Source organism: Kitasatospora sp. NPDC098652 (assembly GCF_044760155.1).
Lineage (GTDB): Bacteria > Actinomycetota > Actinomycetes > Streptomycetales > Streptomycetaceae > Kitasatospora.
Genome location: NZ_JBIWAQ010000048.1, coordinates 1 through 15,817 on the forward strand (window position 1 = coordinate 1; position 15,817 = coordinate 15,817).

At 76.0% G+C, this 15,817-nt stretch carries 1 protein-coding gene and 1 pseudogene; both read left to right on the forward strand.

Annotated features, from left to right (window positions below; genetic code table 11):
• Positions 1-98 precede the first annotated feature (98 nt).
• On the forward strand, positions 99-13,841 hold the full coding sequence (locus ACIQWA_RS40535) for an SDR family NAD(P)-dependent oxidoreductase (RefSeq protein WP_402492114.1): 13,743 nt from the start codon (positions 99-101) through the stop codon (positions 13,839-13,841).
• 47 nt (positions 13,842-13,888) lie between these two features.
• Positions 13,889-15,817 (forward strand): annotated as a pseudogene (locus ACIQWA_RS40540) (type I polyketide synthase); the annotation flags it as partial.

Here is a 15,817-nt window from a genome sequence, read left to right on the forward strand (position 1 = left end):
ACACCCCCACCACCCCACCCACACCCACACCAACCACCACCCCCACCCACCACACCCCCCTCCCCACCTACCCCTTCCAACACCACACCTACTGGGTCATGCCGAACACCACGTCGGTCGGATCCGGGCAGACCACAACCGGCCACCCGCTGGTCAGCGGCAGCCTCGAACAGCCCGAGGGCCGCGGGCTGATCCTCACCGGCCAGGTCTCCACCACGACGCTGCCCTGGCTGGCCGACCACGCCGTCCAGGACACCGTCCTGCTCCCCGGCACCGCGTTCCTCGACATGGCGCTGCACGCCGCCGGGACGCTCGGCCGTGCCCACGTCGAGGAGCTCACCCTCGAGAGCCCGCTCACCCTGCCCGACGGCTCCCCGGTCCGTCTCCATGTCGCCACCGCACCCGAGGGGGACGGCCGCCACACCGTCACCGTCCACTCGCGTCCGGCCGGCGACCCGGACCAGCCGTGGACGCGCCACGCCGTCGGCACCCTCGCGGAGGGCGTCCGGTCCGAGCCACCGGTGGTCGACGAGGCGTGGCCGCCGGCCGGGGCCGTGCCCGTTCCGCTGGACGACTTCTACGGGCGGCTCGCCGGCCTCGGCTACCTGTACGGCCCGACCTTCCGCGGGCTGCGGGCGGCCTGGCGGGACGGCGACGTGTTCTACGCCGACATCCGGCTGTCCGAGGACGCCGATCCGGCCGGTTTCGCCGTCCACCCGGCGCTGCTCGACGCCGCGCTGCACACGGTGGCGCTCGGCACCGGCGCGGACGGCGCCGCGACCCCCGTCCGGCTGCCGTTCTCCTGGTCCGGGGTCACCCTGCACGCGACCGGGGCGACCGCGCTGCGGGTGCGGACGACGCTGGTCGACGACACCACGGCCGTGCTCGACATCGCCGACGGTTCCGGGCGGCCGCTCATCACGATCCCGTCGCTGCGGCTGCGGGAGCTCGACCCGGGACGGCTCGCGGGCCCGCACCCGCTGCACAACTCGATCTTCCGGATGGACTGGGTCCGCGCGGAGCCTGCCGACGCCGCCGCCCCGGCCCCCGGGGCCGGGAACTGGGCGGTGCTCGGACGCGGCGCAGCCGGTCCGGACGTGCCGCTCGACGGGGTCCTGGACGCGCCGCTCGACGGGCTCACGGAGCACGCGACGCTGGACGACCTGGTCGGGGCGATGGACGCCGGCGCACCCGCACCGGACGTCGTCCTGCTGCCCTGCCCCACGCCGCCGACCGGCGCCGATCCGGCCGCGCTCGCGCACGACACCGCCCGGCACGTCCTCGGCCTGGTCCAGGCGTGGCTCGCCGAGGAGCGGCTCGCCGCGTCCACCCTGGTCGTGCTGACCCGCGGCGCGGTGGCCGTCCGCCCCGGCGACCCGATCGAGGACCTTCCGGGCTCGACGGTGTGGGGTCTGCTCCGCGCCGCCTGGTGGGAGGAGCCGGGCCGGTTCATGCTGATCGACCTGGACGGCACGGGCACCTCGCCGGCGGAGCTGCGCACGGCGGTCGCGTCCGGCGAGATCCAGGTCGCGCTGCGGGACGGCGCCTGCCTGCGCCCGCGCCTGGTCGCCGTCCGGCCCGAGGAGGAGGCCCCCGGGTTCGCCTTCGACCCGGACGGCACCGTCCTGATCACCGGCGGCACCGGCACGATCGGCGCGCACCTCGCCCGGCACCTGGTGACCGCACACGGGGTCCGGCACCTGCTGCTGACCAGCCGCAGCGGCCTCGCCGCCCCGGGCGCACCGGAGTTGGGGGACGAGCTGGTGGCCGCCGGCGCCGACGTCACCATCGCCGCCTGCGACACCGCCGACCGCGCCGCGCTCGCGGAACTGCTCGCGGGCGTCCCCGAGGCACATCCGCTCACCGCCGTCGTGCACACCGCCGGGGTCCTGGAGGACGGCGTGCTCGGCGCGCTCACCGGCGAGCAGGCGGACGCCGTCCTGCGGCCGAAGGCGGACGCGGCCTGGCACCTGCACACACTGACCGAGCACCTCGACCTGCGGTCGTTCGTGCTGTTCTCCTCCGCCGCGGGCATCATCGGCAACCCGGGGCAGTCCACCTACGCGGCCGCCAACACCTTCGTGGACGCGCTGGCCGCCCACCGCCGCTCCCGCGGGTTGCCCGCGGACTCGCTGGCGTGGGGCCTGTGGGCGGAGACCAGCTCCATGACAGCCGGTCTGGACACCGCCGGCGTCGCACGGCTGACCCGCAACGCGGCGGCGATCGGCACCGAGCAGGGGATGGCGCTGTTCGACGCGGCCCTCGCGGTGCCGGACCACACCCCGCTGCTGCTCGCCCGGATCCGGCCCACCACGATCGACGCGGAGGACGACTCGGTCGCGCCGATCCTGCGCACCCTGGCCAGGCCCTCCCTGCGTCGGGCCGCCGCGGCCGCCGCGGAGCCGGCCGCTGCCGGGGGCCTGGCCGGGCGGCTGCGCCCGCTGGGCGGTGCCGAGCGGCTGGAGGCGCTCACCGACCTGATCGGCGCTCAGGTCGCGGCGGTGCTCGGGCACGGCGGACCGGGCGGAACGGGCGGTGTGGACGCGACGCGAAGCTTCAAGGACATGGGCTTCGACTCACTCACCGCCGTCGAGTTCCGCAACCGGATGAACACCGCGACCGGGCTCCGGCTGCCGGCCACGCTGGTCTTCGACCATCCGACCGTGGCCGCGCTCGCCGACCGGCTGGGCAGCGAACTGCTGGACGCCGAGCCGCCGGTCGCGGCGGCGGCGAACCGGGGCGCCGCGTCCGCGACGGCGGGCGGAGCGGAGGACGACCGGATCGCGATCGTCGGCATGGCGTGCCGCTTCCCCGGCGGCGTCCGGACCCCGGACGCCCTGTGGCGGCTGGTGGCCGACGGCGTCGACGCGATCGGCGGGTTCCCCACCAACCGCGGCTGGGACGCCGAGGAGCTGTACGACCCGGACCCGGACCGGCAGGGCAAGACCTACGCCCGGCACGGCGGGTTCCTGCACGACGCCGACGAGTTCGACGCGGAGTTCTTCGGGGTGAGCCCCCGCGAGGCGCTGGCGATGGACCCGCAGCAGCGGCTGCTGCTCACGTCCACCTGGGAGGTCCTGGAGAACGCCGCCATCGACCCGGCGTCGCTGCGCGGCAGCGCCACCGGGGTGTTCATCGGGACGGCGGCGCAGGAGTACGGGGTCGGCGCCCGTCCCACCGGCACCGACGCCGAGGGCTACCGGATCACCGGTTCGACGACGAGCGTCGCCTCCGGCCGGATCGCCTACACCTTCGGCCTCGAAGGGCCGGCGATGACCGTGGACACGGCCTGCTCCTCGTCGCTGGTCGCCCTGCACCTGGCCGCCCAGTCGTTGCGCAACGGCGAATGCGGACTCGCGCTGGCGGGCGGCGCCGCGATCATGGCGACGCCGACGCTGTTCGTCGAGTTCAGCCGCCAGCGTGGTCTGGCCCCCGACGGCCGGTGCAAGCCGTTCGGCGCCGCCGCCGACGGCACCGCCTGGGGCGAGGGCGTCGGCGTACTGCTGCTGGAGCGGCTCTCGGACGCCCGCCGCAACGGGCACCAGGTGCTCGCGGTGGTGCGCGGCAGCGCCGTCAACTCGGACGGCACCAGCAACGGCCTCACCGCACCCAACGGCCCCTCCCAGCAGCGGGTGATCCGCCAGGCCCTCGCCAACGCCGGACTGACCGCCGCCGACATCGACGCGGTCGAGGCGCACGGCACCGGGACCACGCTCGGCGACCCGATCGAGGCCCAGGCCCTGCTGGCCACCTACGGGCAGGACCGGCCCGACGGGCAGCCGCTCTGGATCGGCTCGGTCAAGTCCAACATCGGCCACACCCAGGCCGCCGCCGGCATGGCCGGCATCATCAAGACGGTGCACGCGATGCGGCACGGCGTCCTGCCCCGCACCCTGAACGTGGACGAGCCGACGCCACACGTCGACTGGGAGTCCGGCGGCGTCCGGGTCCTCACCGCCGACCGGCCCTGGTCGGACGCCTCGGGACCGCGCCGCGCCGGTGTGTCGGCGTTCGGCATCAGCGGCACCAACGCGCACGTCATCCTGGAGTGGGACCCGGCGGCCGCGGCCGTCCCGGACCCCGCTCCCGCTCCCGTCGACGCCATCGCCGAGGTCGCCGAGATCGCCGAGCTCGCGGAGGTCGCGGAGGTCGCGGAGGTCGCGGAGCCCCCCGTGGTCCCCTGGCTGCTGTCGGCCAGGACCGAAGCCGCGCTGACCGCACACGCACGACAGCTCGCCGCCCACCTCGACGGGCACGACGGCCTGTCCCTCGCCGACGTCGGCGCCACGCTGGCGGCCCGGCCACTGCACGAACACCGCGCCGCCGTGACCGGCCGCACCCGCGAGGAGCTCCGCGCCGCCCTGGCGGCCGTCGCCGACGGTGACCGGACGGCCGACGGGGTACGCCCCGGGGCGGGCCGGACCGGGGCGGGCCGGACGGCGTTCCTGTTCTCCGGCCAGGGCGCCCAGCGGCCCGGAATGGGCCGGGAGCTGTACCAGCAGTTCCCGGTCTTCGCCGCCGAACTCGACCGCGTCTGCGCACACCTGGACGCCCTTCTGGACGTGCCGCTGCGCTCGGTGATGTTCGCCGAGGCGGGCACGGCGGAGGCGGCGCTGCTCGACCGGACCGGTTACGGGCAGCCGGCCGTCTTCGCCCTGGAGGTGGCGCTGTTCCGCCTGCTCGGGTCGTGGGGGCTGCGGCCCGACGCCGTGCTCGGGCACTCGGTCGGCGAGATCGCCGCCGCACACGTGACCGGGGTCCTCGGCCTCGCCGACGCCTGCACGCTGGTCGCCGAACGCTCACGGCTGATGCAGTCGGTGACCGCGCGCGGCGCGATGGTCGCGATCCGGGCGGGCGAGGAGGAGGTCGCCCGGTCGCTGGCGGAAGCCCCCGGCCCGGGGGCCGTCTCGATCGCGGCCGTCAACACCGCCCGGTCGACCGTCGTCTCCGGCGACGCGGAGGCCGTGGCCCGGGTGGCGGCCCACTGGTCGGAGCGCGGCCGCAGGACGACCCCGCTGCGGGTCAGTCACGCGTTCCACTCCCCGCACATGGACGGCATCCTGGACGAGTTCGCCGAGGTCGTCGGGCGCCTCGAATTCCACCCGCCGCAGGTGCCGGTCGTCTCCGGACTCACCGGGCGGCCCGCCAGCGGGGCGCAACTGGCCGATCCGGCCTACTGGACGCGCCAGGTGCGGGAGGCGGTCCGGTTCCACGACGGCACGGAGGCGCTGCGCGAGCTGGGCACCACGGTGTTCTTCGAGGTCGGCCCCGATGCGGCGCTGACCGCGCTGGTGCCGGACGGACCGGAAGGCACCGCCGGGGAAACCGCCGACGAGACCGCCGCGGCCACGGACGAGGGCGTCGACGCGGGCCGGCCCGCGGGCGCCGGCCACCGCCGCAGCCACCGCATCGCGGCGCTGCGCCGGGACCGCCCGGAGCCGTCGACCCTGGTCGCGGCCGTGGCGGAGGCCGCGCTCCACGGGGCCGCGGTGGACTGGCGGGCGTTCTTCGCCCGGTTCTCCCCGCAGCCGGTGCAGCTGCCCAACTACCCGTTCCAGGGGCGGCGGTTCTGGCTCTCGGCCGAACTCTCCCCCGCCGCCCCGGGCACCGGGGCCGGCGCGCACGGGCTGCTGGCGGCGGCGACGTCGCTGGCCGACGGCGGCGGGTGGCTGCTGAGCGGCCGGGTGTCGCGGAGCACCCACCCGTGGCTCACCGAGCACACCGTGAACGGCGCCGCGATCGTGCCCGGCACGGTCTTCCTCGACCTCGCGGTACACGCGGCGAGGGTCACCGGGAACGCCCGGATCGACGAACTCACCGTCGAGGCGGCGCTCCTGCTGCCCGAGAGCGGGGCCGTGGACCTCCAGGTCCTGGTGTCCGCACCGGACGCGCGCGGCCTGCACACCCTCACGGTCAGCTCGCGCGCCCACGGGCACCGCGACGAGGCAGACGAACGGCCCTGGACCAGGCACGCGTCCGGGGCCCTGGGCGGCCGCCCCGCCGAGCCGTTCGAGGACTTCCCCACTGCCTGGCCGCCGCCGGGCGCCGAGCCGATCGACCTCGACGGGCTGTACGAGACGCTCGCCGACGCCGGGGTCGGCTACGGACCCGCCTTCCAGGGGCTGCGGTCGGCCTGGCGGGACGACACCGCCGTCTACACCGAGGCCGACGCCCCCGAGGCCGGCGGCGGCACGGACGGCCTGCACCCGGCGGTGCTCGACGCCTCGCTGCACGCGCTGGCGACCGACCACCCCTCGCTGAACACCGGCGGGGAGGTCCTGCTGCCCTTCTCCTGGCGCGGTGTCGACCCGTACACCTGGAGCGCCACGACGATCCGCAGCCGGCTGACCCGAACCGGGCCCGACACCCTGGCCCTGGCCGTCACCGACGCCGACGGGACCCCGGTGGCGGCGGTGGAGGCCCTCCAGGTCCGGGCGGTGGCCCTCGGCGAGGTCGGCGCACGGCGGCACGAGGCGTACCGGCTGGACTGGAGCCCGGTGGCGGCCCGTCCGAAGTCGGCCGACGCGCCCGACGCACCCGACACACCCGACGCGGTCCTGCTGCGGGTGGAGGCGTCCGGCGACGCCGGGCCCGAGGAGGTTCGCGCGGCCGTGGCCCGGGTGCTCGACACGATCCAGCGGTGGGCGGTCGGGGACCACCCGGCGCGGTCCCGTCTGGTGGTCGTGACCCGGGGCGCCGTCGTCACCGGCCCCGGTCCCGAGGCCGCCGACCCGGCGGGCACCGACCCGGCGGGCACGTACCTGACCGGCATCGACCTGGCGGGCGCCGCCGTCTGGGGCCTGGTCCGCAGCGCGCAGGCCGAGCACCCCGGGCGGTTCGTCCTGCTCGACCTCGAAGGCGGTCCCGACGACGGTCCCGACGGCAGCCCCGACGGCGGTCCCGACGGCGGTCCCGACGACGGCTCCGAGGCCGCCGCCGACGACCGCCTCGCCCGGACCCTCGCCGATGCCCTCGCCCTGGACGAACCCCAACTGGCCCTGCGCCGCGGCGGCTTCCTGGCCCCGCGGGTGGCCCCCGCGCCGCTGACCGCCCCCGCCGGCTCCCCGCTCGACCCGGACGGAACGGTCCTGGTCACCGGCGGCACGGGCGCCCTGGGCGCACTCGTCGCCCGCCACCTCGTCACCCGGCACGGCGTCCGGCACCTGCTGCTGACCGGCCGCCGGGGCGCCGACGCGCCGGGCGCGACGGAACTGCGGTCCGAACTGGCCGGGTACGGCGCCGAGGTGACCGTCGCCGCCTGCGACGCCGCCGACCGCGAGGCGCTCGCCGCGCTGCTCGCGGGCATCTCCGACGAGCACCCGCTCACGGCCGTCGTGCACACCGCCGGTGTCCTGGACGACGCCGCGCTGGACAACCTGGACCCCGACCGGATCGACACGGTGTTCCGGCCGAAGGCCGACGCCGCCCGGCACCTGCACGAGCTGACCGCCGGCTCCGGGCTCGCGGCCTTCGTCCTGTTCTCCTCCGTCGCGGGCACGCTCGGCACGCCCGGACAGGCCAACTACGCGGCCGCCAACGCCTACCTCGACGCCCTCGCGCACCGTCGCCGCGCCCTGGGGCTCCCGGCCACCAGCCTGGTCTGGGGGCCGTGGACGCTGGCCGGCGGGATGGCGGCCGACGAACGGCGGGTCCGCCAGGCCGCGCTGGTCCCGCTGTCCGCCGAGGCCGGCCTCGGCCTGTTCGACGCCGCCCTCGCCGCCGACCACCCGGTGCCGCTCGCGCTGCGCCTCGACCGCGCCGCCCTGCGCGCGGCGGACCCGGCGGCGGTCCCGCCGGTGCTGTCGACGCTGGCGGGCTCGTCCGCGCACCGCCGGACCGAGCGGACCCCGCTGCTGCGGCGGCTCCAGGGCCTCGACGGGCCGCGGCGGCACCAGGTGCTGCTGGCGGCGGTGCGCGACCAGGTCGCGGCGGTCCTCGGGCACGAGGGCACCGACCGCGTCCCCGCCGACCGCGAGTTCAACGAGCTGGGCTTCGACTCGCTGACCGGCATCGACCTGCGCAACCGGCTCTCCGCCGCGACGGGCCTGCGGCTGCCCGCGACGCTCGTCTTCGACTACCCCAACCCGGCCGCGCTGGCCGCCCATCTCGGGGCCGAACTGCCCGACCGGGACCGGACGGCGCCCGAGCGGGCGAAGCCCGCGGAGCCGATCCGGCCGACGGCGGCGGCGGACGACCCGATCGTGATCATCGGGATGGCCTGCCGGTTCCCCGGTGAGGTCCGGTCCCCGGAGGACCTGTGGCGGCTGGTCCGCGACGGGGTCGACGCGATCGGCCCGTTCCCCGCCGACCGCGACTGGAACGTCGAGGAGCTCTACGACCCGGCGCCCGAACGGCACGGCAAGTCCTACACCCGCGAGGGCGGCTTCCTGCACGACGCGGACCGGTTCGACCCGCACTTCTTCGGGATGAGCCCGCGCGACGCGATGGCCGCCGACCCGCAGCAGCGGCTGCTGCTCGAGACCGGCTGGGAGGTGCTGGAACGTGCCGGCATCGACCCGGCGGACCTCCGCGGCAGCCGGACCGGGGTCTTCACCGGCGTCATGTACAGCGACTACGGCGCGCGCCTGGTGAACAGCCGGGTCGACGAGTACGAGGGATACCTCGGCACGGGCAGCGCGGGCAGCATCGCGTCGGGCCGCGTCTCCTACACCTTCGGCTTCGAGGGCCCGGCGATCACCGTGGACACCGCGTGCTCGTCCTCCCTGGTGAGCCTGCACCTCGCCGTCCGCGCCCTGCGCGACGGCGAGTGCGACCTGGCGCTCGCCGGCGGCGTGACCGTGATGGCGACGCCGGCCCCCTTCGTCGAGTTCAGCCGGCAGCGCGGGCTCGCCCCGGACGGCCGGTGCAAGCCGTTCGGCGCCGGCGCCGACGGGGTCGCCTGGGCGGAGGGCGTGGGGCTGCTGCTGGTCGAGCGGCTGTCGGACGCCCGCCGCAACGGGCACCAGGTGCTCGCCGTGGTCCGGGGGACGGCGGTCAACCAGGACGGCGCCTCCAACGGGCTCACCGCGCCCAACGGCCCGTCCCAGCAGCGGGTCATCCGCCAGGCCCTGGCCGACGCGGGCCTCGTACCCGCCGACGTGGACGCGGTCGAGGCGCACGGCACCGGGACGCCGCTGGGCGACCCGATCGAGGCCCAGGCGCTGATGGCGGTCTACGGGCAGGACCGGGCGGCCGACAGGCCGCTCTGGATCGGCTCGGTCAAGTCCAACATCGGGCACGCCCAGGCGGCCGCCGGGGTCGCCGGCGTCATCAAGACGGTGCAGGCGATCCAGCACGGCCGACTGCCGCGCAGCCTGCACGCCGACACACCGTCGCCGCACGTGGACTGGGCGTCGGGTGGTGTCGCCGTCCTGCGGGAGGAACGGGCCTGGCCGGACCACGGCCGCCCGCGCCGCGCGGGGGTGTCCGCCTTCGGCATCAGCGGCACCAACGCGCACGTCGTCCTGGAGGCGCCCGCCGCCGAGGACCTGCCCGGGACGGCCACCGCTCCCGACGGTTCGCCCGCTTCGACGGCTTCCACGGCTTCCACGGCTTCCACGGCCTCGACGGCTTCCACGGCCTCGACGGCTTCGACGGCCTCCGCGGCTTCGACGGCTTCGACCGCTGCCGTCGAGCCCGCCGTTCCCGCCCCGGTGGTGCCCTGGCTGCTGTCGGCCAGGACGGACCCGGCCCTCGCCGAACACGCCGCCCGGGTACGCGACTTCGTTCGGGAGCACCCCGAGCACGGTCCCGCCGACCTCGCCCGCGCGCTCGGCTCCCGGTCGGTGTTCGAGCGGGCGGCCGCGGTGGTCGGCCGGACCCGCGAGGACCTGCTCTCCGGGCTGGACGCCCTCGCCGCTGGCGGCACCGCGCCGCACGTCGTCCGGGGCGGTGCGGGGGAGCGCGGCGCGACCGCGTTCCTGTTCTCCGGCCAGGGCTCCCAGCGGGCCCGGATGGGCAGCGGCCTGTACGCGGCCCACCCGGAGTTCCGGCGTGCGCTGGACGAGGTGTGCGCGCACTTCGACGGACTGCTCGACCGCCCGTTGCGCGAGCTGATGTTCGCGCCCGCCGGGAGCGCCGAGGAGGATCTGCTGCACGAGACCCGCTACACCCAGCCCTCGCTGTTCGCCCTGGAGGTCGCCCTCTACCGGCTGCTGCGGAGCTGGGGCGTCGCCCCCGACTACCTGATGGGGCACTCGGTCGGCGAGTTCGCCGCCGCGCACGTCGCGGGCGTCCTGTCCTTGGCCGACGCCTGCACCCTGGTCGCCGTGCGCGGCCGGCTGATGCACGAGGTCGCCGGCCGCGGCGCCATGGTGGCGATCGGCGCCGGCGCCGACGAGGTGCGCGCCTCGCTGGCCGGCCGGGAGGACACGGTCGGCATCGCCGCCGTCAACGGCCCGGCCGGCACGGTGGTCTCGGGCGACGAGGTCGCCGTCATGGCGGTCGTCGACGAGTGGGTCCGGCGTGGCAGCCGGACCAAGCGTCTGCTGGTCAGCCACGCCTTCCACTCGCCGCTGATGGAGCCGATGACGGCCGCCCTCCGGGAGACCGCCGAGCGGCTGCGCTACGCCGAGCCGACCGTCCCCGTGGTGTCGACCGTCACCGGCGCCGTGGTGGAGCCCGGCACCATGACGTCGCCCGACTACTGGGTCGACCAGGTGCTGCGGCCGGTGCTGTTCTCGGACGGCATCGCGACCCTGCACGCCGCCGGGGTGCGCGCCTACCTGGAACTGGGCTCGGACGCGCTGGCCTCGATCACCCCGGACTGCCTGCCCGAGCTGGACCCCCGGCCGCTGGTCGGCGCACTGCTGCGCAAGGACCGGCCCGAACCGGAGTCGGTGGCCACCGCGCTGGCCCAGGCGCGGCTGCACGGCGTGCCGGTGGACCTGGCGGCCCTGCTGCCCGGTGCCCGGCCGGCCGACGGCCTGCCCACCTACCCGTTCCAACGCGAGCGGTTCTGGCTCAGCCGGCCCGCCGACTCCGGCGACCCGGCGGGGCTCGGCCTGGACCGGACGACCCACCCCTTCCTCGGTGCCGGGACCGAACTGCCCGACGGAGGCTTCCTGTTCACCGGACGGATCTCGGCACAGGCCCAGCCCTGGCTGGCCGACCACACCGTCCACGGCAGCCTGGTCGTCCCCGCCACCGCGCTGGTCGAACCGGCCCTGTACGCGGGCGGGCGGGCCGGTTGCGGCCGGGTCGACGAGCTCGACCTGTCCGCCCCGCTGGTCCTGCCCGAGACCGGGGCCGTCCACCTCCAGGTGGTCACCGGTGCGCCCGACGCCGACGGCCGACGGAGCGTCGTCATCCGCTCCCGGCCGACAGGTTCGGCCGAGGAGGGATGGACGCGCCACGGCCAGGGCATCCTCGCCCCTGTCCCGGCCGTCCCCGCGGACTCCGCCCCCTCGGCCCCGACCCCGGACGGTGCCTGGCCCCCGCCCGGCGCGCACCCCGCCGACGTCGGCGAGATCTACGAACTGCTGGCGGGCCTGGGCCTCGGTTACGGTCCCGCCTTCCGCGGCCTGCGCACGGTGTGGCGCCACGGCGACGAGGTACTGGCCGAGGTCCGGCTGACCGGGTCACCCTCGTCCGGCTTCCGGATCCACCCCGCGCTGCTGGACGCGGCCCTGCACACGCTCGCGTACGTCCACACCGACGTCGACCGCGCCGAGGGCGTGCCGGTGCCGTTCTCCTGGGCCGGCGTCAGCGTGTCCGGGGACGCCACGAGCACCCTCCGGGTACGGCTGACCCGGGCGGGCACCGGGTTCGCGCTGCGGCTGACCGACGACCGGGGCGCCGAGGTCGCCTCGATCGAGTCGCTGTCGGTCCGGAACCTGGCGCCCGGACAGTTCGGCGCGGCGGGGAGCGAGGGGTCCAGGGCGCGGTTCGGCCTCGCATGGACCGAGGTCGCACTGCCCGCGCCGTCGGACGACGCGGGCACCCCGGTCGCCCCGGTGGGCGCCCTGCTGGAGGCCGTGGTGGACCGGCCGGTGAACGGGGCCGCCCCGGACACCGCCGCCGCGCCGGCCCTGCTGCTCCTCGACTGCACCCGGGTCCCCGCCGAAGGCCCGGACCCGGCAGGCACCGACCCGGCAGGCACCGACCCGGCAGGCACCGACGCGGCCGAGGCCGCGCGCCGGGCGACCGGGCACGTGCTCGGCGTCCTCCAGGCCTTCCTCGCCGAGGACCGGTTCGCCGACTCCCGGCTCGGCGTCCTCACCCGCTCGACGGTGTCCGCCGTCGCCGGCGACCGCGTCGCCGACCTCGCGGGCGCGGCCGTCGGCGGCCTGGTCCGCGCCGCACAGAGTGAGAATCCCGACCGGATCGTCCTGCTCGACACCGACGGCACCGACGCCTCCGCCCGGGCCGTGCGCGCCGCGCTGCTCACCGGCGAACCGTGGCTCGCGCTGCGGGACGGGACGGCCTACGCCGCCCGCCTGGCCCGGGCCGGCACCGAGGACGCCGGGGCCGCCCACCGGACCGACCGGTCCGGCGCGGTGGGCGACGGCACCGCGCCGTTCGCCCCCGACGGTACGGTCCTCGTCACCGGCGGCACCGGGGCACTCGGCGCGCTGATCGCCCGGCACCTGGTCACCGCCCACGGCGTCCGGCACCTGCTGCTCACCAGTCGCAGCGGCCGCGCCGCGGCGGGAGCGGAGGAACTGCTCGCCGAACTGACCGGGCTCGGCGCCCAGGCCACCGTGGCGGCGTGCGACGTCGGCGACCGGGACGCGCTGGCGGACCTGCTCGCCGCAGTGCCCGTCACGAACCCGCTCACCGCGGTGATCCACGCCGCGGGCGTCCTGGACGACTCGACGCTCCCCGGCCTCACCGCCGACCGGATCGCCACCGTCCTCCGGCCCAAGGCCGACGCGGCCTGGCACCTCCACCAGCTCACCGAAGGCCTGGACCTCACGCACTTCGTGCTGTTCTCCTCCGCCTCCGGAGTGCTCGGCGGCGCCGGCCAGGGCAACTACGCGGCGGCCAACGCCTTCCTGGACGCGCTGGCCGAACAGCGGCATTCCCGCGGCCTCCCGGCCTCCTCCCTCGCCTGGGGGATGTGGGCGACCGACGGGACGATGGCCGGCGGCCTCGGCACGGCCGACCGGGCCCGCATCGGCCGTGGCGGCATGCTGCCCCTCGACGCCGCACAGGGCCTTGCCCTGTTCGACTCCGCCCTGCACGACGGCCGTGCCACCACCCTCCTGCTCCGGATCGACCCGCCGACCCTGCGCGCCCAGGCCGAGGCCGGCACCCTGCCCCCGATCCTGCGCACGCTGGCCGGCCCCCCGCGCACTCGCCGGGACGCCGAGGCCGGACCGTCGCTCGCCCAGCGCCTGGCGGGCCGCGCCGAGACCGAACAGACCGACCTGCTGCTGGAGTTCCTCCGTCAGGAGATCTCGGTCACCCTGGGGCACACCGGAGTCGCCGCCGTGGAGCTCAACCGCGGCTTCCTGGAACTCGGCTTCGACTCGCTCACCGCCATCGAGCTCCGCAACCGGCTGAGCGACGCCGTCGGCCGGCGGCTGCCGGCCACCACCCTGTTCGACTACCCGACGCCGCGCCGGCTCGCCGCCCGTCTGCGTGAACTGCTGGTCCCCGCCGGCCCGGCCGACGTGACCGACGTGACCGAGACGACCGACGCGGCACTCCGCAAGCTCATCGCGTCGGTCACGCCGGAGCGCCTGCGCCGAGCGGGGCTGCTGGACGCCGTCCTCGGCCTGGCCGACGGCGCCGACGGCCCCGGACGGACCGCGCAGGAGGACGACGAGGAACAGGACCTCCTCGACGCCGACGTCGAGGACCTCATCCGCATCGCCCTCACCGACACCGACTCGTGACCACCCCAGAACCGACGGAGCCGACGATGAACATGCCTACCGAGAAGGTCGTCGAAGCGCTGCGCACGTCACTGCTGGAGAACAAGCGCCTTCGACGGCAGCTCCAGCAGCACACCGAGGCCGCAGCCGAACCGATCGCGATCGTCGGGATGGCCTGCCGCTACCCCGGCGGCGTGCGCTCGCCCGAGGACCTGTGGCGCCTCATCGCCTCCGGCGGCGACGCCATCGGCCCCTTCCCGCGCGACCGCGGCTGGGACGTCGAGGGCCTGTACGACCCGGACCCCGACGCACCCGGCAAGTCGTACGTGCGGGAAGGCGGATTCCTGGACGACGCCGCCGACTTCGACCCCGCGTTCTTCGGCATCAGCCCGCGCGAGGCGCTGGCGATGGACCCGCAGCAGCGGCTGCTGCTAGAGACCGGCTGGGAGGCCTTCGAGCACGGCGGCCTCGACCCCGAGGCCCTGCGCGGCAGCCGCACCGGCGTCTTCACCGGCGTCATGTACGGCGACTACGCGTCGCGCCTGCGACGGATGCCGGAGGGACTGGAGGGTCAGGTGGTCACGGGCAGCGCGGGCAGCGTCGCCTCCGGGCGGCTGTCCTACACCTTCGGCCTGGAGGGCCCCGCCGTCACGCTGGACACGGCGTGCTCCTCGTCGCTGGTCGCCCTGCACCTGGCCGCGCAGTCGCTGCGCAACGGCGAGTGCGACCTCGCCCTCGCCGGCGGGGTCACGGTGATGGCCACCCCGGTCGCGTTCACCGGCTTCAGCCGGCAGCGCGGCCTGGCTCCCGACGGGCGCTCCAAGTCCTTCGCGGCCGCCGCCGACGGCGTGGTGTGGAGCGAGGGCGTCGGCCTGCTGCTGGTCGAACGGCTCTCCGACGCCCGGCGCAACGGCCACCAGATCCTCGCGGTGCTGCGCGGCAGCGCCGTCAACCAGGACGGGACCAGCAGTCAGCTGTCGGCGCCCAACGGCCCCGCGCAGCAGCGGGTGATCCGCCAGGCCCTGGCCAACGCCGGACTCACCACCGCCGACGTCGACATCGTGGAAGCCCACGGCACCGGAACCAAACTCGGCGACCCCATCGAGGCCCAGGCCCTGCTCGCCACCTACGGCCAGGACCGCGAACACCCGCTCTGGCTCGGCTCCATCAAGTCCAACATCGGCCACACCCAGGCCGCCGCCGGCGTCGCCGGCATCATCAAAATGGTGCAGGCCATGCGACACGGCGTCATGCCCCGCACCCTCCACGTCGACGCACCCTCCCCCCACATCGACTGGGACGCCGGCAACGTCGAACTCCTCACCGAAAGCCGCGACTGGCCCACCGAAGGTCGACCGCGCCGCGCCGCCGTCTCCTCCTTCGGCATCAGCGGCACCAACGCCCACGTCATCCTCGAACAAGCCCCCACCGCCGACGCGACACCGGCACCGGCCGAGACCCAGCCCGATACCCCCGTCACCTGGCGGCTGTCCGCCAAAACACCCACCGCACTACGCGACCACGCCCGCCGCCTCACCCAACACCTCCACCACCACCCCCACCTCACCCCCCACGACATCGCCCACACCCTCAACACCCGCACCCCCTTCACCCACCGCGCCGCCGCCTACGGCACCACACGTGACGAACTCCTCGACGCACTCACGGCATTGGCCGCCGACCAACCCCACCCCCACCTCGTCCAGGGCACCAGCACACCCGGCAAAACCGTCTTCGTCTTCCCCGGCCAAGGATCCCAATGGCCCGGCATGGGACTCGCCCTGCTGGACACCTCACCCGTGTTCGCCGAACACCTCCACGCCTGCGACCAAGCCCTCCGACCCCACACCGGCTGGTCACTCCTCGACGTCCTCCGAGCCGAACCCGGCGCCCCCGACCTCGACCGCGTCGACGTCATCCAACCCGCCCTCTTCGCCCTCATGGTCAGCCTCGCCCGCACCTGGCAACACCACGGCATCCACCCCCACGCCGTCATC

Excerpts from the sequence above, each read along its gene's own strand:
- ACIQWA_RS40535 (WP_402492114.1), top strand. The coding sequence starts at position 99 with ATGCCGAACACCACGTCGGTCGGATCCGGGCAGACCACAACCGGCCAC.